The sequence below is a fragment of the Pseudomonas sp. TE3911 genome, assembly GCF_054062775.1.
Genome location: NZ_JBSSFP010000001.1, coordinates 1,020,277 through 1,040,324 on the forward strand (window position 1 = coordinate 1,020,277; position 20,048 = coordinate 1,040,324).

Sequence of the window (20,048 nt, forward strand, 5' to 3'; positions counted from 1 at the left end):
GGGCTGCCTTATCAGGACTTTCGCGGTGAGGCGGCGACGATGACGAAGTCGCTTTTCAGCGTGCCGGATTCGATCAAGCCGTCTTCGATGTCGAACAACATTTGCAGCACCCGTAACGACTGTGGATTGTCCTCCTTGAAATTGCCGGCGATACCGTGCATCAGGAACTGCAGCAGCGAGCCGCCGCAAAGGTTCAGTGCCCGGATATCAAAGTGCTCTCCCACCACCCGCAGAATATCCGCCGAACGCACGGCTTCCGAAGGGTCGACTTTGACCACGTCGGCCGGGTCGGGTAATGGCACGGCGTGTTGCACCTGGCCGTATGAACCCTGCACGAATGAACGGCGAAACTGCTCGGGAATCAAGCCGAACGCGTGGCTGATGGCTGCACGTTGCTGCGCATCAAAGGCGAAGTGGTTGGCCCCGACGTATTCATTGAAGAACAGCCAGCCGCCGGGTTTCAGGCTATGGGCAACGCGCTGGCAGACCACCTCCAGCTCACGGATATGGTGCAGCGAACCATTGAACCAGACCGCATCGTATTGATTGGCAGGCAGGTCAGTCTTTTCGATATCGCACAACGAGTAATTGATTGTTGACGCACCCATCGCCAGCGCTTCTGCCCTGGCGGCGTCGAGTGCGCCCGGCGCGATGTCCACGGCGTCGCAGTGTTCGAATGCGTGGAGCCTGTAGAGCTCGCGCTCCAGGGTGCCGGTGCCACAGCCGATACTGAGCATCCGAGCGCCTTGCACCGGGTCGCCCAGGAACTCTTTGAGGCAGTACTGCACCCAGCCGGGGTGGCCGCTGCCAGCCGTTGCCTTGCGCTGATGGCGCCGCTGTACCGCCGGAACGGCGAGCCAGTAGACATCCGCAGAAAAGGCATCGGAGCCGGCCATGTTTTCCGACCAGTGATCGGCCGTCACTTGCTTGTCGGCGCTTATCTCTTCCAGCTTACCGCTGAGCTTGCTCATGATTCGCTTGAACACGGAGTCCTCCTTGGGTGGGTCAGTGCGTATCCGGTTGTCGCTGTGGCTGCGGACGTGTCCAAGCCCCCCATTTGCTTTCGAAATACGCTTGGTTTTTGTCCCACAGCGCTTGGTATTCACCGCTGACAATCAGCTTCTTGAAGGAAGCTTGGCCTACGTGATGGATGAAGGCGTCCTCTGCGCACACGGTCCGCAAGCCCGCCGCCTGGATACGCCGGCTGTAATCGTCGTCCTCGAACATGCCGATGCCGAAGGCCTCATCCAGCCAGCCGATGCGCTCGAACACGTCGCGACGCATGGCCACGCAGAACATGGCGAGCATGCTGATATCGAACGTACGGCCTCGGTGCTGCGCGACGTGGCGGTCGGCGAAGGCTTCCATGTGTGCAATGTCAGCGTAGTCGACGCTGATCTTGGCTTCGTTACCCACCGAGTTGGTCATCGGGCCGACCAGGCCGATCTGTGGGTCTTGCAGGTGGCGGAGCAACGGGTCTATCCAGCCCTTGGGCACCACAGTGTCGTTGTTGAGCAGCACCAGGTAATCCCCGGTTGCCAATTTGAGCCCCTGGTTATTGGCGGCGGCGAAGCCCAGGTTACGGTCGTTGAGCACCAGGGTGAGGTTGGCGTGGGTGCGGCCCAGGTAACGCAGGTAGTTGCCCGTATCGTCCGAGGAGGCGTTGTCGACGATGATCAGCTCGTAATTAGGGTAGGTGGTGTTGCGCAGCAGGCTTTCGACGCAGGCTTGGGTCAGCTCGACATTGTTGTAGGTGACGACCACGATCGACACTTTCGGATGCAACGCCTTCAGTGCGCTGAGGTTGGCGTCGAAGCGATTGCGCCAGTCATTGGCGCTGGCGAGTGCCACTCGCTCGGTGGGCGTCGCGAGATCGGTTTCGCTCAAGGCACGGTTAATCTGCTCGATGAACGCTTGCGGCCCATCGGCGAAATACACGTAGTCGTCGTAGATCTTCATTTCTTCCAGCGGTACCGACACCACCGGTTTACCCGCGCTGATGAACTCGTAGAATTTCACCGGATCGACCGCGTGGGTCACGTTGTACAGCCGAAATGGGATCAGGCAGACATTGAAGTGGTACAGGTACAACGGCATCTGGGCATAGGGCTTTCTGCCGAGCAGGTGCACATTGGGCAAACGGTCAAGGCCGGCCAGGTCCTTGACGAAAATGTCGCCGATCAACACGAAACTCCAGTCTGTACGCTGCCGGGCGATGGTGGCGATCAACTGCAAGTCCACCCACTCGGCCAGGCCCCCGTAAAAACCGATCAAGGGCCGTGGGATGTCCGACAGCAGGCTGTTGGGCACGCAGTTGCGTTCGAAGAATCCGAAATCCACACCATTGCGCAACAGCAGGCAGTTACTGCTCGTCGTTGCCCATTTTTCGTGCAGCAGGGCGGCGGTGACGGTCACCAAGTCGGCGTCTCGAACCAGGGTTTCTTCTTCCTCCAGCAACACCTTGCCGATGCCCGGAAAGCCCACCCAGTCATCCATGCAGTCGTATTGGATTTTCCAGCCATGGTCTCGGCGCAACTGAGCGGCGAGTGGTGCCCAGAAGGCCAGGTGGACGACGGACACCGCCGTCTTTATGCGCAAGTCCTCGGCCAGTTGCTCAATCGCCGTCGAATAGGCCAGTAGATTTTTTTCCCCGATGCGGTCGTTGTAGCAGTCCACGAACTCCTGGCGCTGTAACGCAATCTCGAAGACGCCGGGCGCCACTTCAAGGCAGCTATAGGCATGGCCGGGCTCGGCACTGCGTGAGGGCACGATGTAGAAGACGCGGTAGCCATGCCGGGCGAACTGGCTCATCAACTGCTGGGGGCGCTGGAAACGCGCGGCCCAGTCGATATTGGCGAAGCAGAGGATGTCGAAGCGGTTCTCTGACGAAGCTTCGTCAGGCGCTGGCGACCCGTTGCTTATCGACGGGCTGCTAAGAGGAAAACTGTCCTGGTGCAGGAAGTCGGGAGTGTCGGGGCCGGTGTGCAGTGATCGGTATCGCAACCAATGAAGCAGTGCTCGCAACGGCTTGGTGATCCGCCAGGAGCGCGTGTTTTTTAACGTTGCGATATAGGCAATTGCTGCGTCTCGCTGCCGGCTGGCTGCATCACGCTCCATGCGCATGAGGTCTTGCTCAAGGGTAGCTTGGCTGTCCTTATCCATGTCGTTGGCCTTCACGAACGTGTTGGGTTGTTCTGCTCGCCATAAGCGTGCAGCGGTGTCTGGTCATCGGCGGGCCACATCGAACTGCTGGAGCCAGGTCGATAGAACGTGACGGTGACGCTGCGCCGAGAGGAGCGGCAACCGTCCACCACCCGTGAAACGGCATGCCAGGAATGGTCTGAGCGAACCAGAATGGCTGAGTTGCCGATCACCGGGACCACTTGCGCGACGATATCGGTGGGGGCTGCAGAGCCGAGGATTTGCAGGCAACCGCCCTCGGCCGGGTTCCACGTCTGGTTGAAATACAGGATGTGCGTGACCAGCTTGTCGCCCAGGTCCGGGTGAGGTCCCAGGTTGGCCCCAGGCCCGTAATGGAACACGTTGACCTCCATCGGCACCTGCGTCAGGTCCACGCCGGTCAACGCGGACATCGCCTGGCGGTACTTCGGCGAACGCAAGCTGTGGGTCAATGCCAGCCATTGGCGGCTTAACGTCTGTGGGTTGACCACCTCGTGGCTGCCCATTGCGATCAACTGCCGTGCCTCGTATTCGTAGTCCTTCGCCCCGCCGTAGCCGGAGACCGTCTTGAAGTGATCGTGCGGGTAGGTTTCGGCCAGCGCCCTCGCATCTTCCGGCGTATATAACTCACCGATCTCGGCCCAGGCATACGGGGCGGTGTGCAAGCGACGGGCACTTAGTTTGCTCAGGTCAATCATGTCGAAGGGCTCCCAGCCATTTCTGCAAAGTACGGCGAGCGTGGCGCAGCGGCGCCGTCAGCTTGAAAGAGTTGGAGCGATACAACTTTTCAAGCGCCTGTTGATGGTGTTCGTGTTCGGCTTGCCGCTCGGCGGCCTGGCGCTGGCTCTCTATGTATAGATCTTCGAAAACACCCCGCTCGACGGCCTGACGCTGGCTCTCTACGTATAGATCTTCGAAAACACCCCGCTCGACGGCCTGACGCTGGCTCTCTATGTATAGATCTTCCAAAACACCGGGCAAGCCTTGCCAGTAGCGGTTGAGGGCCGGGGGGGTGGGCCTGCGACCTTCGCGAACCAGCTCTGCCACACGGTCCCAGTGCGCGTCGACCTGTTCCATCGCCGAGGCGGTGACGGCAGATATCGGCTGCTTGCCCAACTGAGCGCGAAACCACTGCGGGTCAATCGCCTGGTCCCGGCGCAATTGGAAGATTCGCCCATGGCTGGGCAGTGCGGTGTATTTGCCGGTGCCCAGGTCTGCCGAGCAGAAGATCGGTACACCAAACACCAGCGAACTGATCGCCAAGTGGTAGCTGTGCCCGATCACACCTTCGGCATGGGCGATCACCTCGGCCAGCAGCAGGGGGGTGGGCCAATACGGCAGGCACCGCGAGCGCTCCAGATCATCGCCCAGGACTGAAGGGTGATCGCCCAGCACCGGCCCGATGGGCAGCAGCAATAGTTGCAGGTCCTCGAACAAGGCGGCATGTGTTCGCCACATCGCCAGGAAACTGTCCAGCCCCCACATGGCGTGCACCACCACATAGGGTTTGGTCAGGTCGGCACTGGCGCGTAATGCCAGGAATTCGGCTGACGGTGATTGGGGATCGAGCAGCCGAGGAAGACCAAAGGCGGTGTCGGGCAGCACCTGCACCGAGGCTGTTTCCGACACGCGGGCCAAGACCGCCTGCGACAGCGCATCCCTAACCCTTATGTGGGGGCTGTGATCCAGGGTCAGCTTCACCAGCGTCTCGGCCCACGGCGGTATGTCGTTGCAATGCATGCCCGGCGCATTCCAGATCAGCGGGACGCCGTGTTGCAACGCGATCAGTGCCGGCGTCAGCCAGTAACCGGTGGGGTGGTGGATGGACGCGTCCGGCGGGTAATAGTCGGTGGCCACCACTTTGTCGAAGCGAATGATGAAGCCGCCACCGATCAATACCCCGTCAAGCTGGGCGGCGATGTCGGGCAGTTGGGTCACTGAGGTGACCGCGTAAGGCCATTCAGTCTCGGCTTTGCCGTGATAGGAAAATCGGTGAAGCGTTATCGGGCCCAGACGCCTGGTCAACTCCGCCTCGGCGAGGATGGGGAACAATAAGTCGCCGTAATTGGCGACATCGAAGGTGCCGAAGATCCCGACCTGCCATTTTCGACTCATTGCAACTCCCCGGATTGGACCGTTTGAGCGCCGGGGCTGGCTTCTATTCCCAGGTCGACGAAGCCCAGGAAGTCCTTGGTGCCAGGCAAGGTGTCGAAGGCCAATAGCGCAACCTGCTTCTCGATCAACTGCGCAGTTTCTTCGGTGTGGCCGTTCATCAGTTTCAGTGTGATGTGGTACTTGCCCGCGGCGAGGCTGGCGGGGAAGCGGACGGTAATCGTCGCCCTGCGCCAGCCGTCTTGCGCGACCTCCATGTGCAGCGGCAGATTGGCCCCGCCGATCACCAACAGTCGGGCTTCCTGGATTGTCACGCTGATGGTCGGCAGCTCGATGGTTTCACGCACCCGGGTTTCGATGCGCAGCTCGATGGTTTCGCCATACACAAAGCTCGAATACAGGCTGTCAGTGTTGGTAAAGCAGGCCGCAACAATATGGCCTTCATCCGTGCCAAAGGCGATACCACCCTGTTTGGCGAGAAACGGCTTGGGGGCAACGGGCACCGTGCCGCCGCTGGCCCAGCGGCGCTGCTCGTCACGCATTTCTAGCAGGTAGAGTTCGGCCATTTCTTCGGGAGAACCGCTGGCGCGCACCTTGCCTTCACGCAGGTAAATCACCCGATTGCAAAAACGTTTGACCATGCCCATGTCATGGGACACGAACAGCAGTGTCGTCCCTTGTTGAGTCAGTGCTTCCAGACGATTGAGGCATTTGAATTGAAAGGATGCATCCCCCACTGCCAGGGCTTCGTCGACGATCAGGATGTCCGGTTGCACGCACACCGCCACCGCGAAGGCCAGCCGCACCAGCATGCCGCTGGAGTAGGTCTTGGTCGGCTGGTCGATAAAGTCGCCAATATTGGCAAAGTCTGTGATTTCGGCGAATCGCGCCTCGATTTCGGCGTGGCTCAGCCCCAGCACGGCACCGTTCATGTAGACGTTTTCGCGGCCGGTGAACTCGTGATTGAAGCCCGAGCCCAGCTCCAGCAACGCGGCGACGCGGCCATGGCTCTGAAGGCTGCCGGACGTGGCACTCAACGTGCCGCAGATCAGTTGCAGAAGCGTCGATTTGCCACTGCCGTTGCGACCGATGATGCCCACCGTCTCGCCTTTGCGCAGCTCCAGCGACACATCCTGGAGTGCCCAGAACTCTCGATAAAAATGTTTTTTGCCTCGGGATAGCATCTGCCACAGGCGATCCCTGGGCGTGTCATAGATGTGGTAGCTCTTACTCAGGTTGGCCGTTTGCACGGCGATTTCAGAGCACATCGGCAAATCCTTTGCGGGTCTTCTGGAACCAGATAAACCCCAGCCAGGCGACGCCACTGGCAACCACCAGGCCGCAGGCCCATGTGAAGGGATCGGGCACGATGCCCCAAAACAATACGTCTCGGGTCTGCTCGACCACCCGAGTGAGCGGGTTGAGGTGCAGAAGGCCTTGGTAGGCCTGGGGGAATGCGCTGGTAGGGTAAAAAATCGCCGACACAAACATCAAGGCCGTCGTCAGCACGCCGACCATCTGGCCGACATCGCGCAGGTAAACGCCCAGCGAGGCCAGCAGCCACGAGATGCCCAGGGTAAACAGCACCAGTGGCAGCAGCACCAAGGGCAAGAGCAGGCTGGTCAACGGTGGCAGGCCGAAAAACACCAGGTGGAACACCAGCCAGATCGCCAGGCTGGCCAGGGTATGGAACAACACCGCGCCCAGCACTACCCACGGCAGGATCTCCAGGGGGAACATGACTTTCTTGACGTAGTTGGCGTTGGAGATGATCAAGCCCGGCGCACGGCTCACGCATTCGGAAAACACGTTGAACACCAGCAGGCCGGCAAACACCAGCAACGCAAACTCCGTTCTGGAGCCGCTGCCTTGGGGCCAGCGCATCTTGAACATCATGCTGAACACGAAGGTGTACACCAGCAACATGAAGAGCGGGTTCAGGAACGACCACAACAGCCCCATGATGGAGCCACGATACCGACCAATTACATCCCGTTGGACCATGGATACCAACAGTTCTCTGTGTCGCCAAGGGCTGGAAAACATGCCGGCCTGCGTGTTTGTTTGACTCATCCAACGATTCCCATGGCCAGTGCAGTGCGCCCATGAGTCTAGTCAGCAATTGTCGTTTCGCTATGTGCCTTTTAAGGATTGTTCAATCGACCTTGATCAGCCCTGTATTGCTGGTGGCTCCCGCGATGGCCCTGACGCGCCGGTGCGTCAGCCGGTCTTCACGCAATTCTCGGTGCGAGTAAAATTTTTTTGTGGGCGCCGCTTGAAATTTTTTTCCCTGATCCTACTTAGATTTTACGCGATGCCGAATGCGGGTCGCGTATCAAATCACTTGGAGAAAACTCAGGAGATTTTGCAATGGCTACTACTCTCTCGTTGGCCCCACTGTTCCGTCATTCCGTTGGTTTTGACCGGTTCAACGACCTTTTTGAATCGGCGCTTCGCAGCGAGGCCGGTACCACCTATCCACCTCACAACGTCGAAAAGCATGGGGATGATCATTACCGGATCGTCATCGCGGCCGCAGGACTTGTGGAGGATGACCTGGAGATCCAGGTGGAAAAAGGCGTGTTGACCGTCGCCGGTGGCAAGCGTGAACACGATGAGGGCATCACTTACCTGCACCAAGGCATTGCCCAGCGCGCGTTCCGTCTGTCATTCCGCCTGGTCGACCACATTGAAGTGCAGGGCGCGCAACTCGCCAATGGGTTGCTGAGCATTGATCTGCTCAGGGTGGTCCCGGAGGAAGCGAAGCCTAAGCGCATTGCGATTGGCGGTGCGGCCAAGGCTGACGTGAAATCCATCAGCGAGCAGTAAGGCTGGAATGAATAAAGGCGCTCTTCGGAGCGCCTTTATTCGATGTGGCGAGGTCAAAATTAGCCGCTTTTGTGGTGAGCGGGCTCGTCACAAAAGCACAGCCGCCGCTTCATTGCATCTGCACATTTTGCGCGTTCTGCTGCTGCCCAGCCCGCCCCTCCCACTTGGCAATCACCAACGGCGCCAACGCATTGCCCAGCACATTCAGCGCTGTGGTCGGCATCTCCATCAAGCGGTACACCCCGGCGATAAACGCGATGCCTTCCAACGGCAAACCGGCGCTGGCCAGGGTGGCCGAAAGAATCACGAACATGAACCCCGGCACCCCAGCCGCGCCCTTGGAGGTGAGCACCATGGTCACCACCAGCAAGGCCTGATCGCCCAGGCTCAAATCAATGCCGTACAACTGCGCGACGAACAGGGTACCGATGCCGAGGAACAGTGAGGCGCCGTCGAGGTTGAACGAGTAACCCACCGGCACCACAAAGCTCACCAGTGAAGGTGGTACGCCGTAGGTCTCGAGTTTCTTCATCAGTTGCGGCATCACCGCCGCAGAGCTGGCGGTGGAGAAGGCCAGTACCAGTTCATCCTTGATATGACGCATCAGCGCGAACAGGTTGATCCCGCACAGGCGCGCCACCAGGTTGAGCACCACCAGCACAAAGAAGGCGATGGCCGCATAGCTGACCATGATCAGCTTGGCCAGTGGCAGCAACGAGCTGAAGCCGAAGTTGGCCACGGTCACGGCAATCATGCCGAACACGCCGATGGGCGAGTAGGCCATGATCATCGAAGTGACCTTGAACATCGCATCGCTGACGCCGCGCAACAGTGCGATGACCGGGTCTTTGCGCTCGGCGGGCAGGCGCGCCACGCCCAGGCCGAACATCACCGCAAAAAACAGCACCGACAGCAGGCTGCCCTGGGCCATGGCGTTGACCACGTTGTCGGGGATGATGCCGACGATGATCTGCCCCAGGCTATGACCGGCGCCGTTGCTGGTGGGCAGGGTGATATTCGCCGCGTGCAGGCTGGACAGTTCAGTGCCGGCGCCTGGCTTGAGCAGGTTGCCCATGACCAGGCCGATGATAATCGCCAGGGTGGTGATGCAGAAAAAATAGCTCAGGGATTTGACCCCGATACGGCCCAGGGATTTGCCGTCACCGTGCCCGGCAATGCCCACCACCATGCAGGAAAACACGATGGGCACCACGATCATTTTCATCAGCTTGATAAAGATGTCGCCCGCCGGTTGCAGGACATTGTCCACCAGCCATGGTCGGGATTCGGGAAAGCGGTGCAGCAGGGCACCAATGGCGATACCGGCGAGCAAGCCGATCATGATTTGCCAGACCAGCGCGATACGGGGCGTGTGCATGGGAATGCCTCATTTGAGATCAATGATTTTTAAATTGTTGTTCTAGGCAGTCAAAAGGCGTCCGTCCGCTGGTCGCCGGGTGTTACGGGTGGCCGTCAGCGCAGGTCGTGGCATGCGTCTTTGAGGCGACGGCACCCTTCTTCGATCACGTCCAGGGAGCTTGCGAACGACAGGCGCACATACGGCGACATGCCGTAGGCCGCGCCGCTGACCGTGGCCAGGCCGTAGTCGCGCAGCAGGTAGTCCACCAGTTGGGTGTCGCTGTCGAGGCGATCACCTTGGGGGGTGAGCTTTCCCATCAGGCCGCTGACGTTGGCGAATACATAAAACGCGCCATCCGGTGGTGTAACGCCCAATTCGGGGATGCCCTCAAGCAGCGCCAGAATCCGCGCGCGGCGTTGCTGGTATTCCCCGCGCATGCCGGCGATAGGTGCTTGATCACCCGCAAACGCGGCCACCGCTGCCGCCTGGCTCAATGAGCTGGGGCAGGTGGTGGTCTGTGACAGCAACTTGGCGATGGCCGCGATCAACCACGCCGGCCCCGCGCCAAAGCCCAGGCGCCAACCGGTCATCGCATAGCCCTTGGACGCGCCGTTGACGATCAGCGTGCGTGGCTTGAGGTCGGGCGCCAGGCGTGTCAACGGCACATGCCGGGCGTCTCCGTAGACGAAGTGTTCGTAGATCTCATCGGCCATGACCAGCACATGGGGATGGCGGCGCAACACCTGCGCCAGGGCCAGCAGCTCGGCTTCGCTGTACACCGCGCCGCTGGGGTTGTTCGGGCTGTTGAGGATCACCCATTTGGTGCGTGGGGTGATCGCCTCTTCGAGCGCGGCGGGCGACAGCTTGAAACCCAGGCGTTCATCGCCAGGAATGATCACCGGCGTGGCATCGTTGAGCCGTGCGATGTCCGGGTACGAGACCCAATACGGCGTGTGCACGATGACTTCATCGCCGCGATTCAACGTGGCGGCCAACGCGTGATAAATGATGTGCTTGCCACCGCAACCGGCGACGACTTCGTCCAGCCCATACACCACTTCATTATCGCGCTGCAGTTTCAGGCAGATGGCCTGGCGCAGCGCGAGGGTGCCTGGGGTGGCCGTGTAATGGGTATCACCGTTGTGCATCGCCAGGCTGGCGGCCTCAAGAATATGCGCTGGGGTGTCGAAGTCCGGCTCGCCCACGGTGAAGTTAACGATGTCGCGGCCTTGGGCGCGCAACTCGGTGACCAGGGCGTTGGCAGCAATGCTGGGGGAGGGCGCGATACCCAGGACACGGTCCGACAAAAATGCAGTGCTCATCTCGGACTCCTTCACACCAGGCCGGCATTGTTGAGGGCCTTGTCGATCCAGCTCTGGCGCACCGCACCGCTGGCAATTTCGGCCTTGACCGCTTCTTCGTGCTCGGCATGTTGCGCGGCGCGGCGCAGCACTTCGGCGGCGTCGGCCTGGGAGAACGCGACCAAGCCGTCTTCATCACCCACCAACAGGTCGCCGGGATTGATCACCATGCCGCCGATGGACACCGGCACGTTCACTTCGCCGGGGCCGGTTTTGTAAGGGCCGGTGTGCACCACGGCGCGGGCGTAGCAAGGGGTGTCCTCAAAGCTGGCGACATCGCGAATCGCGCCGTCGATCACAAACCCCACGCAACCACGCTGTTGGGCGTAGAGCTTGACCAGCTCACCGATCACCGCGTTGTTGGTGTCGCCTTGGCCGTCCACCACCAGCACATGGCCGGGTTGCAGCATGCTCATGGCCTTGTAGATCAGCAGGTTGTCGCCGGGACGGGTCTTGACCGTGATCGCCGTGCCCACCAGCTTGCCGCTGCGGTTGTAGCGCGTGAGTCCACGGGCGCCGATATGCCGGCCGAGGTTGTCGCTGATATGCGGCGTGACCACCTGGGCAAACGCCTCGACCAGTTCGGCCGGGGCCATGGGCGCGTTGGGAAGGATGCGTGAACCGGGCAAGGACATGGCAAATCTCCAGAATTGTTAGATAGCGATGGGCTATGGCCGGATCTTAGGAGTGATGACCGAAGAGTTTTAGCGATATTTTATGATGTGATAGCATCGCTTTTTCTCATGAATTGGTCGCCATGATCACCTTCAAGCAAATCGATGCGCTGTATTGGATTGCCGAACTCGGCAGCTTTGAAGCGGCGGCGAACAAGCTGAACATGTCTCAGTCGGCCATCTCCAAGCGCATCCAGGAGTTGGAAGACACCTTCGACGTCGAGATTTTCGACCGCAGCAAGCGCAACGCCCGGCTGACGGAGAAGGGTGGTGAGCTGCTCGACTACGCCCGCGACCTGCTCAACAGTCGCGACCAACTGCTCGAACGGGTCAGCGCCCGCGAAGTGCTGGTGCGCCGTTTTCGTCTCGGCGTCACCGAACTCACCGCATTGACCTGGCTGCCGGCGTTGGTGGAAGCGCTGCGCCAGGCCTACCCCAAAGTGCAGATCGAACCGTCGGTGGAACTGAGCAGCGAACTGTTTCGCAAGCTGGAAAGCGACCAACTCGACCTGGTGATTGTGCCGGACGTTTACAGCGACCCGCGCTTCCATAGCACCGCGCTGCAAAGCGTCGAAAACGCCTGGATCTGCGCGCCGGGCCTGATCCCCCATCCAGACCCCGTAAGCCTGGAAGTGCTGGCCGATTACACCGTCCTGACCCAGGGTTCGCAGTCGGGCACCGGCTTGATCTACGAGCGTTGGCTGGCCGCGCACAACGTGCAGATGCCGCGCACGCTCACCAGCCATAACCTGCTGGTGCAGGTGGGGTTGGCGCTGTCGGGGATCGGCGTGAGTTATTTGCCCAAGGCGTGTTTGTCGCACCTGATCGAGCACGGCGCATTACGCGCGCTGGTCACGCAGCCGGAGTTGCCGAGTATCCAGTACGTGGCATTGCACCGGGTGGACCGTCAATTCGGCTTGAACCAGGACGTGGCGCGGCTGGCGCAGGCCTGCTGTGATTTTTCGCGGTTACTGTTTTAGAACCAGTGTGGCGCGGTGCTAGTGTATCGGTGCGGTTGAACACCCTTTAAAGAGGCTCACAGGTATGGCATTCACCACCCTGATACTGGATGCTCCCGGCCCGCCGTTGCTGTTCGAGGAAGTCGACCGATTCCTTGAGTTGGGCCTGATCGTCACCCTGAATCTCTACTATTTCACGGATAAACACAGTATCCGTGAGCACTATGGCGAGCGCATCCGGTACACCGAGATCAATGGCCACGACCGGCAAGCTTTTATCGACGCCGTGACTCAGGTCGGGGGGTATAGCGTGTTGAAGACGCGCCTGAATATTCCCATTGAGAGCGAACTGATCCGCGCCGCGGCATCATCGGCCCTGCCAACGCCGCTGCGCGCCATCGCCCAAGCGGGTACAGGCGTTAACCATGTCGACCGGCAAGAGGCTGAGCGGTGTGGCGTGACCGTACTCAACACGCCGGGCTCCAACGCGTCGGCGGTCGCCGAATACGTCGTCGCCCAGGCGTTGTTTTTATCCAGGGACCTGGACCACTACAACGCCGAAACGCACAACGGCCGCTGGTCCAAGGGCACCTTGGCGCCCGGCCTCGAATTCGGCGAACTCACGCTGGGGGTGGTGGGCACCGGTAGCATTGCCCAAGCCGTCGCACGCAAAGCGGGATCGCTCGGTATCAATGTCATCGCCAGCGGTTCAGAGCGTTTTACGCAGCAGGTCGCGCGTAGCCTTGGGCTTGAGCGACGGCAAACCCTCGAACAATTGCTGGGCGAGGCCGACGTGGTTTCTATCCACGTACCGCTGACACCGCTCACCCAAGGCCTGTTCGGCCTTGCCCAGTTCAGGCGGATGCGCCAAGGCTCGATACTGATCAATACCGCTCGCGGCGGCATCGTCGACGAAGCCCAGTTGGCAAGCTTCATGACCGCGTTTCCCAGGCATATCAAAGCGGTTGCCATCGATACCTTTGTCCACGAAAAAGACCGTTTTGATTCGCCACTGGCAGGCATCAGCAATGCCCAACTGACACCGCATATCGCAGGCAACACGACGACGGCGATCCGTAAGGCTTCACGGCAGATTGTCGACAAGATCCACGCACTCAGCCTGGCTGCGGGCGCAGGTTAACCACGGACCTGTTCATGGCCATCGGCTCGTTCGCCAGCTTGCTGGTGCTGCTGACCATTGCCGAGCCGGTGCCGGTGAGCATTACCAGCGATACGTCAACGAACTGACCAACTGTCGCTCATCGCCATACCGGCAAATCGCGAATTCGCAATAGGTGTAGCGCTTGTTGGTGACGTTATTGGCGTTCAGCGCGACTTCCCAATGCGGGTCGATCTCGTAGCTGGCGCGGGCGTCGTACAGGGTATAGGCAGGCATCGATGACGGCACGCCGGAAGCCTGGGTGGTGCCTTTGTAGCGGGCGCCGCCGCCGATGCGCAGTTGCGGGATGCCGAGCGCCGCCAGGCGGTAATCGGCCCAGAGGGCGGCCTGGTGGTAGGGCGTATCTTCGCTGCGTTGGCCGATTTCACTGGCGATATCGCTTTTGGTGATGCGTGCGTCGATGTAGGCGTAGGACGAGATCAGGCTGAAGTTGGGGGTGACTTCGGTCTTGGCTTCAAGCTCGAAACCACGGGAACGCACTTCGCCGACCTGTACCGAGAAATTGAGGTCGGTGCGGTCCTGGCTCAGCACGTTTCGCTGTTCCAACTGGTACACCGCTGCACTCAGCAGCGTGGCGCTGCCTTCGGGTTGATAGCGGATACCGATTTCATACTGCTTGCCTTCGGTGGGCACAAAGCTTTGTCCCGCCTTGTCGGTGCCGGCCACCGGGAAGAACGATTCGCTGTAGCTGATGTAAGGCGCCAGGCCGTTGTCGGCCTTGTACACCAGCCCCGCGCGCCAGGTGGTAGCTTCATCGCGCTTGCTGCTCTTGGCCGAATTGCGGAACAGTTCGGTGTCCTGGTTGGCCCAGTCATGGCGGCCGCCCAACAGCAGAATCCAACGTTCGTCGAATTTGATCTGGTCCTGGAAGTAGATGCCTTTTTGCAGGGTGTCGATCTGCGAGCCACGGTCCGCGGCCGGGTTGCGATTCACTACCACCGGCTGGCCATATTGGTAGGTCGCCAGGTTCAACGGCTGTGCGGTACCACGGAAGTTGTGCGAGTCGTAGCTGGTGTCGTAACCATCGAAGCCCAGCAGGAAGGTGTGCTGCCAGTCGCCGAACTGCCATTTGCTCTCGATATTGGTGTCGCTGGCCAGGCCCCGCGAGCGTTCCTGGCGGTCGCTGTATTGGCGCCGCAGCAGGCCGGTGGTTTGCGCGGTGCCGATGTTGGCGCCGGCGATGTTGACTTGCAGGTAACGCCACGTCACATCCGACTGGTAGTAACGCAGCTTGTTGCTGATACGCGTGTGTTCATCGAAGCGGTGTTCGAACTCATAGCCGAGCGCCGACATCTCGCCGTTCATTTCGTCGTAGTCCGGCTCGCCGATAAAGTCGTGGCGGCCGATCTGGAACCGGCCTTCGCCGACGCCTTTGGTTAACTGATAGGGCAGCGGCGCGGAGAAGCCCGTTTCGGTCTTCTGGTAGAACGACAGCAGGGTCAGCGAGGTGTCGTCGTCTGGTTGCCAGGTCAGGGCTGGGGCCACATAGATCTTGTCGTTGTTGATGTGGTCGGCGGCGGTGTCGCTCTTGCGATCGAGCAGGGTCAGACGGTAGCTCAAGGTGTCGCTGTCGCCCAACGGGCCTGTGAAGTCGGCGGACAGTTGCTTGCGGTCGTTCTGCCCGGCTTGTAGGTTGATCTCGTGGTAGGGCGTCTGGCTGGCGCGCTTGCTCACGGTATTGATCAGGCCGCCCGGCGACAGTTGGCCATACAGCACCGACGCCGCGCCGCGAATCACTTCCGCCCGTTCCAGGCCATAGGGTTCCTGCACGCCGTCGTAGGAGTTGTTCTGCAAGCGCAGGCCGTCGCGCAGGGAGCCGCCGGTGGCCGATTCCACATCGAAGCCGCGAATGCGGAAGCGGTCCGAGGTGCGGTTGAAACTGGTGGGCTGGCTGGTGAAGCCCGGGGTCAGGTCGAGGGTCTGCGACAGAGTTTCCGATTGGCGGTCGCGTATCTCGTCGCTGGTGACCACCGACAGCGATTGCGGGGTTTCGATGATCGGCGTGTCGGTCTTGGTGGCGCTGAGGTTGCGCGTAGCCACATAGCCCTGGACGTGATCGGTGCTGCTTTCTTCGATCCGCCCTGTGATCGACGTGGGCCCCAGTTCCAAGGAACCTGTAGTGTTGATCGGCACCAGCACGTAGCCATTGGCGCCTTGCATCGCCTGCAAGCCGCTGCCGCGCAGCAACTGGGCAAAACCCTGGGCCACCGGGAAGTCGCCCTGCAGGCCGCTGGTGTTCAGGCCTGCGACGGTTGTGCTGTCGAACAGCAGCGCCACATGGGCCTGCTGGGCGAACAGGTTCAGCGCAGGTCCCAGGGGCCCGGCGGCGATGGCATAACGCGCCGCCTCCTGCGCCGCCACCGGGCTGCACACGCCTAAGCTCAGCGCAGCCAGGCTGACCAGGTTGATCGCCAGGGCGAGGGGTAAGGGAGAACGCTTGAGGTGGCGTGGCATGGAAGAAATTCCTGTTATTAAGGTGCTTTCTTCCTTGACGGGGCAGGTGTGAAAAGCGGAACCCGGCAGGCGAAACTATTTTTCCAGGCGATCGACCTGCAACCACAACGGGCTGAACGCGCGGATACGCACCGGCAGGCCGTCGGCAATCAATTGCAAGGCGCGCCGCGGGTTATTCAGCGGCAACACAGCGGACACGCGCAGGTCGGCCAACTGCTGGCGATCGAACTGCACATGGCCGCCGTACTGGCGCGCGAGTTCATCGAGCACCTCCGGCAACGGCCGGTCCTGCACCACCAATTGATGGTGTTTCCAGGCGTCCTCCGTGGCGCGCGGGTCGATCCTGCCCAGCAGCGCGACCGCGTCCGGGGTGATGCGTGCCTGTTCGCCGGCGCTCACCTGCACAGCGTCATGCTGGCTGGCGTCGGTGGCGGCGACGGTCGATTCGAGCATGCTCAGCAGCGTACCCGGTGCTTCGCGCTTGACCGTGAAGCGCGTGCCGAGGGCGCGCATCTGGCCGTCGTCGGTCACCACCGTAAACGGCCGCGTCGCATCGTGGGCCACTTGCACGAGGATTTCGCCGCGCAGTAAGCGCACCTGGCGCTGCTGGCCGTTGAAGGTCAGGTCGACGGCGCTGTTGCCGCCGAGGGTCAATTGCGAGCCGTCTTCCAGATTGACCTGCTGCCATTGCGCCCGGGCGGTGCGCTGGTCGGCCAGCCAGTAACTGGGCGGGTAAGTTCGCAGCGCCAGGGCCACCGGCAACGCCAGCAGCACGCCTAGCAGCACGCGGCCGGCCGGGTTGCGCCGACGTACCCGGGCGGCCTCCAGCGCGGCCTGCACCGGCGCCTGTTGCGGGCGCAACGCCTGCAAACGCCCGACAAAACCCTGCAAGCGTTCAAACGCGGCCACGTGCTGTGGGTCGGCGGCCTTCCAGCGTTCGAATTGCTGTTGCTCGCGCTCGCTGAGGTTGCCTTCATTCAGACGGATCACCCAGTTGGCAGCCTGCTGGTCGAGGTCGGCGCTCATACGTCCAGCGCGTGGTTGCAGTGCATCAGCGCGTTCATCAAGTGCTTGCGCACCATGCGCTCGGAAATTCCCAGACGGCTGGCGATCTCGCTTTGGCGCAGACCTTCGAGGAAGTACAGCAGGAACGCCTGCCGCGCATTCAGGGCCAGGCCGTCGAGCACGAAGGCAATCTGTTCCAGTGCCTCCAAGGTGACGAGGATCTGTTCCGGCGACTGCTGGCACTGCTCCATCATCTCGACGGTCAGCGCCAATTCCCGCAGGTAGGTGTCTTCCAGATGACGCCGGCGTGCGCGGTCGATGATCAGGTGGCGCGCCGTTGTGGTGAGAAACGCCCGGGGCTCGCGCATGCCACCAAGGGCGTCGCGGGAGGTGAGGATTCGCACAAACGTATCGTGGGAAAGATCCGCGGCGTTATGGGGGCAGCCCAGCTTTTTGCGCAGCCAGCCGAACAACCAGCCATGGTGCTCGGTGTAGAGCGCATGGACGGCGTGGTTCAAGGGAAGGTGGCGTGCCGACATGGGAGCATACGTCTGCGGATAAGAATTATTCGCAAGATTAGCGGTGTGCCATCAGCGAAAGCAAGCGTGGCCAGCATGGCCTGCTGAATTTATATCGCCTGGGCTGACTAACCGATGGGGAATCCAGCCCAGGCAAGCCGGTTATTTCGACGGATTGCTACGGCGCGGCACCGTCGAGGCGGCGATATCCCAGGTCATCAGAAGTTGGCTGATCGCGGCGGGCGAGGGGGCGGATGTGGCGTTGTCGCTGAACGTGGTGGCGTGGAACAGCGCAATCGCCGGCAGCGGTGTGGTGGGCGGTGTGCTGCTGGATACCTGGGGCGTGGCCTCGTTTGCGTGGGCGATGCTCGTGTTGATCGGCGTGGCGCTGGCAATTGTCTGGGCGGCGCGTGCCCATGGTTTCAGGCCGGGGCGAAGGGCTGGTGTTGAGACAGCGACTCAATAAACCTTCGGTCGAGCGCCATAGGGTGTACGCTGGGTCTCAATTCATCGGATATAAGCCCGTCATGTCCACGCTAAGCGAAGAGAGCCGCCAGATCGTAGCTTCTCTGGCGCACCGTGTTGGTCCCAGCGCTGATACCGCGCGTATCGCCGAAGTGATCGTGTCGATACTGCAAGGCATGGATGCCGCACTGACGCCGATCATCGGCCAGCAGGGCGTTGTTGCGTTGACACGCCGTAGCATCCACCTGAGCGCCTCCATTCATCCCCACCTGACCAGCACGTTTGAACGTGCGCAGGCGGCGCCGGATCTGCTCGGCCTCAAATCCGTGCTGGTTGAGCAAAGTGAAGCGGATGCCCTGCTTTTCGGTGAAGGGCTGCTGATCACCTTTTACACGCTGCTGACCACGCTGATTGGGCCTTCGCTGACTGCCCGTTTGCTGCGCGACGTATGGAAACCTTCTTTGAGCGACACCCCTTCGCAGGAAAATTCGCCATGAGCACCAAAGTAACTATCAACCGCCTGGCTACCGGCGTGCCAGGGCTGGACGAGGTGCTGGGCGGAGGATTGCCGGAGTTTTCGTTCAACCTGATCGCCGGCCCTCCCGGCTGCGGCAAGACCACGCTGGCGCATCAGATGATGTTCGCCCTAGCGACACCTGAGCGGCCCGCGCTGTTTTTCACTGTCTTGGGTGAGCCGCCGTTGAAGATGTTGCGTTATCAGCAGCAGTTCGACTTTTTCGACAACGATGCGATCAACCACTCGATTCGCTACATCAACCTGGCTGACGACACGCTGGCAGGTGACCTGGATGAAGTGCTCCGGCGCATCGTCAGCGAAGTGGAGGCGCATTCACCGTCGCTGGTGTTTGTCGATTCCTTTCGTTCGGTGGTGCTGGCCAGCCAGACTCAGCACAACCCCAACAACAACCTGCCGCAGTTCGTTCAACAACTGGGCATGTTGATGACCACTTGGCAGGCGACCACCTTCCTGATTGGTGAGTACTTCACCGAAACCGACACCAACCCGATATTCACCGTAGCTGACGGGTTGATCTGGCTGCGCCAGAGTGTTGAGCGCAATTCCATGGTGCGCAAGATGGAAGTCATGAAGATGCGCGGCCAACCGACTTTGCCGGGTTTGCATACCTTCCGCATCGCCAGTTCCGGCATCAATGTGTTCGCACCTGCGCCGCTCAACCCGGTCGAGATACCGATGACGCTGCCGATGCAGCGCTTGAAAATGGGCGTGCCACGCCTCGACGAAATGCTTGGTGGCGGTTTGCCTCGCGGCTATTCGCTGCTGGTGGCGGGGCCTTCTGGGTCGGGTAAGAGCATCCTGGCGGCGACCTTTCTGGCCGAGGGTGCGCGCAATGGCGAAACCGGCGTTATCGCGGTGTTCGAGCAACGGCCCAACCGCTCGCAAAACGCTACCCTGGCAGACCTGATCCAAAGCGGAAGGGTCAGCCTGGTGGACAGCCGGGCGCCGGATTTGTCCATCGACGAAATCGTCCAACTGTTGCTGAGCGAGATCAGCCGCTTGAACGCCACGCGGGTGGTCATCGATTCGCTGTCGGGCTTTGAGCTGGCCCTGGCGCCGACCTTTCGTGCGGACTTCCGCGAGTCGCTGTCACGCATGGTCACCGCGTTGACCCGCGCCGGGGTCAGTGTATTGATGACCTCGGAGCTGGAAGACCGCTACACCGATCTGCGCTTCAGCCCTTACGGCACGGCGTTCCTGACCGATGCGATCATCGTGCAGCGCTACATCGAAGTGCGCAGCCGCCTGTTGCGCATCATGGCCGTGGTCAAGGTGCGTGCCAGTGCCCACAGCGATGAGCTGCGCCAATATCACATCAATGACGATGGCCTGCAGATCGGCGAGATGCTCGCTGACCAGGAAGGGCTGCTCGGTGGTCGTCCGACTAGCCAGCCAATTAAGGAACGATAATGT

General features: G+C 60.9%; 17 protein-coding genes and 1 pseudogene. 6 read left to right on the forward strand and 12 right to left on the reverse strand.

What is annotated here, in order from left to right; genetic code table 11:
• Positions 1-11: 11 nt before the first annotated feature.
• Genes ACVWXD_RS04655 through ACVWXD_RS04680 form a run of 6 tightly spaced genes read right to left on the reverse strand, consistent with a single transcriptional unit; the run spans position 12 to position 7,365 of the window.
• Positions 12-986: a class I SAM-dependent methyltransferase gene (locus tag ACVWXD_RS04655; RefSeq protein ID WP_241089452.1), complete on the reverse strand. Its 975-nt coding sequence runs from the start codon at positions 984-986 to the stop codon at positions 12-14.
• A gap of 19 nt (positions 987-1,005) precedes the next feature.
• The gene (locus ACVWXD_RS04660) at positions 1,006-3,162 is read right to left on the reverse strand and encodes a glycosyltransferase (protein ID WP_457370720.1); all 2,157 of its coding nucleotides are present in this window, start codon (positions 3,160-3,162) and stop codon (positions 1,006-1,008) included.
• 11 nt (positions 3,163-3,173) lie between these two features.
• Positions 3,174-3,878, reverse strand: coding sequence for a 2OG-Fe(II) oxygenase family protein (locus ACVWXD_RS04665; protein WP_457370721.1), 705 nt, complete (start codon positions 3,876-3,878; stop codon positions 3,174-3,176).
• Positions 3,871-5,295: a polysaccharide pyruvyl transferase family protein gene (locus ACVWXD_RS04670; RefSeq protein WP_260366382.1), complete on the reverse strand. Its 1,425-nt coding sequence runs from the start codon at positions 5,293-5,295 to the stop codon at positions 3,871-3,873. Before ACVWXD_RS04670 ends, ACVWXD_RS04665 begins: the two co-directional genes overlap by 8 nt.
• A complete protein-coding gene (locus ACVWXD_RS04675; protein WP_095185496.1) occupies positions 5,292-6,560 on the reverse strand; it encodes an ABC transporter ATP-binding protein in 1,269 nt (422 codons plus the stop codon). The genes ACVWXD_RS04670 and ACVWXD_RS04675 overlap by 4 nt, the downstream gene beginning before the upstream one ends.
• Positions 6,550-7,365 carry an ABC transporter permease gene (locus tag ACVWXD_RS04680; protein ID WP_122680469.1) on the reverse strand — a complete coding sequence of 272 codons (816 nt, stop codon included), beginning with the start codon at positions 7,363-7,365 and terminating at the stop codon, positions 6,550-6,552. Before ACVWXD_RS04680 ends, ACVWXD_RS04675 begins: the two co-directional genes overlap by 11 nt.
• A gap of 297 nt (positions 7,366-7,662) precedes the next feature.
• On the opposite strand from ACVWXD_RS04680, the gene ACVWXD_RS04685 reads away from it, so the two are divergent.
• Positions 7,663-8,121, forward strand: a complete 459-nt coding sequence (locus tag ACVWXD_RS04685) for an Hsp20 family protein (RefSeq protein WP_032885931.1) — start codon at positions 7,663-7,665, stop codon at positions 8,119-8,121.
• Positions 8,122-8,230: 109 nt separating this feature from the next.
• Here ACVWXD_RS04685 and ACVWXD_RS04690 read toward each other — a convergent pair whose 3' ends face one another.
• From ACVWXD_RS04690 to ACVWXD_RS04700, 3 genes are all read right to left on the reverse strand, one after another.
• Complete coding sequence (locus ACVWXD_RS04690) at positions 8,231-9,499, reverse strand: cation:dicarboxylate symporter family transporter (RefSeq protein ID WP_095185498.1); 1,269 nt, start codon at positions 9,497-9,499, stop codon at positions 8,231-8,233.
• 95 nt (positions 9,500-9,594) lie between these two features.
• Positions 9,595-10,803: a pyridoxal phosphate-dependent aminotransferase gene (locus ACVWXD_RS04695; RefSeq protein WP_095185499.1), complete on the reverse strand. Its 1,209-nt coding sequence runs from the start codon at positions 10,801-10,803 to the stop codon at positions 9,595-9,597.
• Between the two features lie 11 nt (positions 10,804-10,814).
• Complete coding sequence (locus ACVWXD_RS04700; RefSeq protein ID WP_095185500.1) at positions 10,815-11,477, reverse strand: RraA family protein; 663 nt, start codon at positions 11,475-11,477, stop codon at positions 10,815-10,817.
• Between the two features lie 122 nt (positions 11,478-11,599).
• Here ACVWXD_RS04700 and ACVWXD_RS04705 point away from each other — a divergent pair, with 122 nt between their 5' ends.
• Positions 11,600-12,496: a LysR family transcriptional regulator gene (locus tag ACVWXD_RS04705; RefSeq protein ID WP_122680471.1), complete on the forward strand. Its 897-nt coding sequence runs from the start codon at positions 11,600-11,602 to the stop codon at positions 12,494-12,496.
• A 64-nt stretch (positions 12,497-12,560) separates the two neighbouring features.
• The gene (locus ACVWXD_RS04710; protein WP_457370722.1) at positions 12,561-13,616 is read left to right on the forward strand and encodes an NAD(P)-dependent oxidoreductase; all 1,056 of its coding nucleotides are present in this window, start codon (positions 12,561-12,563) and stop codon (positions 13,614-13,616) included.
• An 81-nt stretch (positions 13,617-13,697) separates the two neighbouring features.
• Here ACVWXD_RS04710 and ACVWXD_RS04715 read toward each other — a convergent pair whose 3' ends face one another.
• From ACVWXD_RS04715 to ACVWXD_RS04725, 3 genes are all read right to left on the reverse strand, one after another.
• A complete protein-coding gene (locus ACVWXD_RS04715; protein ID WP_457370723.1) occupies positions 13,698-16,109 on the reverse strand; it encodes a TonB-dependent siderophore receptor in 2,412 nt (803 codons plus the stop codon).
• A 75-nt stretch (positions 16,110-16,184) separates the two neighbouring features.
• Positions 16,185-17,135 carry a FecR family protein gene (locus tag ACVWXD_RS04720; RefSeq protein ID WP_457370724.1) on the reverse strand — a complete coding sequence of 317 codons (951 nt, stop codon included), beginning with the start codon at positions 17,133-17,135 and terminating at the stop codon, positions 16,185-16,187.
• The gene (locus tag ACVWXD_RS04725; RefSeq protein WP_122680473.1) at positions 17,132-17,653 is read right to left on the reverse strand and encodes a sigma-70 family RNA polymerase sigma factor; all 522 of its coding nucleotides are present in this window, start codon (positions 17,651-17,653) and stop codon (positions 17,132-17,134) included. Before ACVWXD_RS04725 ends, ACVWXD_RS04720 begins: the two co-directional genes overlap by 4 nt.
• Positions 17,654-17,867: 214 nt before the next feature.
• Here ACVWXD_RS04725 and ACVWXD_RS04730 point away from each other — a divergent pair.
• The 3 genes and pseudogenes from ACVWXD_RS04730 to ACVWXD_RS04740 all read left to right on the forward strand — a co-directional run.
• A pseudogene (locus tag ACVWXD_RS04730) lies at positions 17,868-18,098 on the forward strand (MFS transporter); the annotation flags it as partial.
• 61 nt (positions 18,099-18,159) lie between these two features.
• On the forward strand, positions 18,160-18,594 hold the full coding sequence (locus tag ACVWXD_RS04735) for a hypothetical protein (RefSeq protein WP_457370725.1): 435 nt from the start codon (positions 18,160-18,162) through the stop codon (positions 18,592-18,594).
• Positions 18,591-20,045, forward strand: a complete 1,455-nt coding sequence (locus tag ACVWXD_RS04740) for an ATPase domain-containing protein (RefSeq protein ID WP_032885925.1) — start codon at positions 18,591-18,593, stop codon at positions 20,043-20,045. Before ACVWXD_RS04735 ends, ACVWXD_RS04740 begins: the two co-directional genes overlap by 4 nt.
• The last annotated feature ends 3 nt before the right edge of the window (positions 20,046-20,048 follow it).

Bases quoted from the DNA above. Each gene is read 5' to 3' on its own strand.
- ACVWXD_RS04660 (WP_457370720.1), bottom strand. From the start codon at position 3,162: ATGGATAAGGACAGCCAAGCTACCCTTGAGCAAGACCTCATGCGCATG.
- ACVWXD_RS04665 (WP_457370721.1), bottom strand. From the start codon at position 3,878: ATGATTGACCTGAGCAAACTAAGTGCCCGTCGCTTGCACACCGCCCCG.
- ACVWXD_RS04670 (WP_260366382.1), bottom strand. From the start codon at position 5,295: ATGAGTCGAAAATGGCAGGTCGGGATCTTCGGCACCTTCGATGTCGCC.
- ACVWXD_RS04675 (WP_095185496.1), bottom strand. From the start codon at position 6,560: ATGTGCTCTGAAATCGCCGTGCAAACGGCCAACCTGAGTAAGAGCTAC.
- ACVWXD_RS04680 (WP_122680469.1), bottom strand. From the start codon at position 7,365: ATGAGTCAAACAAACACGCAGGCCGGCATGTTTTCCAGCCCTTGGCGA.
- ACVWXD_RS04685 (WP_032885931.1), top strand. From the start codon at position 7,663: ATGGCTACTACTCTCTCGTTGGCCCCACTGTTCCGTCATTCCGTTGGT.
- ACVWXD_RS04690 (WP_095185498.1), bottom strand. From the start codon at position 9,499: ATGCACACGCCCCGTATCGCGCTGGTCTGGCAAATCATGATCGGCTTG.
- ACVWXD_RS04695 (WP_095185499.1), bottom strand. From the start codon at position 10,803: ATGAGCACTGCATTTTTGTCGGACCGTGTCCTGGGTATCGCGCCCTCC.
- ACVWXD_RS04700 (WP_095185500.1), bottom strand. From the start codon at position 11,477: ATGTCCTTGCCCGGTTCACGCATCCTTCCCAACGCGCCCATGGCCCCG.
- ACVWXD_RS04705 (WP_122680471.1), top strand. From the start codon at position 11,600: ATGATCACCTTCAAGCAAATCGATGCGCTGTATTGGATTGCCGAACTC.
- ACVWXD_RS04710 (WP_457370722.1), top strand. From the start codon at position 12,561: ATGGCATTCACCACCCTGATACTGGATGCTCCCGGCCCGCCGTTGCTG.
- ACVWXD_RS04715 (WP_457370723.1), bottom strand. From the start codon at position 16,109: ATGCCACGCCACCTCAAGCGTTCTCCCTTACCCCTCGCCCTGGCGATC.
- ACVWXD_RS04720 (WP_457370724.1), bottom strand. From the start codon at position 17,135: ATGAGCGCCGACCTCGACCAGCAGGCTGCCAACTGGGTGATCCGTCTG.
- ACVWXD_RS04725 (WP_122680473.1), bottom strand. From the start codon at position 17,653: ATGTCGGCACGCCACCTTCCCTTGAACCACGCCGTCCATGCGCTCTAC.
- ACVWXD_RS04735 (WP_457370725.1), top strand. From the start codon at position 18,160: ATGTCCACGCTAAGCGAAGAGAGCCGCCAGATCGTAGCTTCTCTGGCG.
- ACVWXD_RS04740 (WP_032885925.1), top strand. From the start codon at position 18,591: ATGAGCACCAAAGTAACTATCAACCGCCTGGCTACCGGCGTGCCAGGG.